1 protein-coding gene and 1 pseudogene are annotated in these 849 nt (G+C 77.9%); both read left to right on the top strand.

All coding sequences use genetic code 11. The annotated features are described in order from the left end of the window. Window positions 1-209, top strand: a pseudogene (locus MNZ39_RS24100) (hypothetical protein); the annotation flags it as partial. Window positions 210-321: 112 nt separating this feature from the next. Further along, a partial coding sequence (locus MNZ39_RS24095; protein WP_305037352.1) for a vitamin K epoxide reductase family protein occupies window positions 322-849 on the top strand: 528 nt, incomplete at its 3' end.

Below are 849 nucleotides of genomic sequence, written 5' to 3'. Positions count from 1 at the left end.
CGCCTCCGGCGCCCGCGACCGCCGGCGGCGCCGCGCCCCGCGCCGCGAGCGGCGAGCGCCCCCGGCCGGACGCGCGCCGCGCCACCGACCTGCGCCCTCGCCCGCGGACGGAGGAGCCAGCAAAGAAAGACGGAGCGGCGCCGGCTCGCTCGCAGACCGCGTCGAAGCCGCCGCCGTGCGTCGAGGTGAAGCCTTGCTCGATCGACTGATCGCCGGGGCAGCGCCTGCCGTGCATCCAGCGCGTGCAGCCGCGCGCACGACGCTTCTCCGGGAACACGTCACCCTCTCGGCCCTCACCGCGACCGCTTACCCTCACCGTCCATGAAGAGAGCACGTCAGAAGACGTCGCGGCGCCCCGGCGGCGTCCCGCCCGACCGTCGTTCGCCCGCCAGGCCGCTCGTGGCGGCGCTCGGGCTCGCCCTGCTGGGCGTGGCCCTGGCTGCCCTCCTCGCGCGCCTGCACGCTCGCGCGCACGCGGGGTACTCCAGCTTCTGCGCCATCAACGACGTCGTGAACTGCGATCGCGTGGCGTTGAGCCGGTTCTCCGTGTTCCTCGGGCTGCCCGTCGCGGCCTGGGGCGTCCTGGGCTACGGCCTCGCCGCCGGGCTCGCCGCTCGGGCGCTCGTCCACGCGCGGCGCGGTCGCCCCCTCGCCCGGGGGCTCCTGTTCGGCGTGGCGGCGACCGCGGTCGCGGCGTCGATCGCGCTCGCGATCGTGAGCGAGGCCGCCATCGGCGCGTGGTGCCTGCTCTGCGTGGCCTCGTGGCTCACGGCCGTCGCGCTCCTCGCGGCGGCCTGGCGCGCCTGCCCGGCCGGCCCCGCCGCCGCGATCGCGGCCGACCTCGCCGCG

It is taken from the genome of Anaeromyxobacter sp. SG66, assembly GCF_022690805.1.
GTDB lineage: Bacteria > Myxococcota > Myxococcia > Myxococcales > Anaeromyxobacteraceae > Anaeromyxobacter > Anaeromyxobacter soli.
Note: the sequence above shows the minus strand (reverse complement) of the source record. Positions and strands in the feature narration are given on the sequence as shown.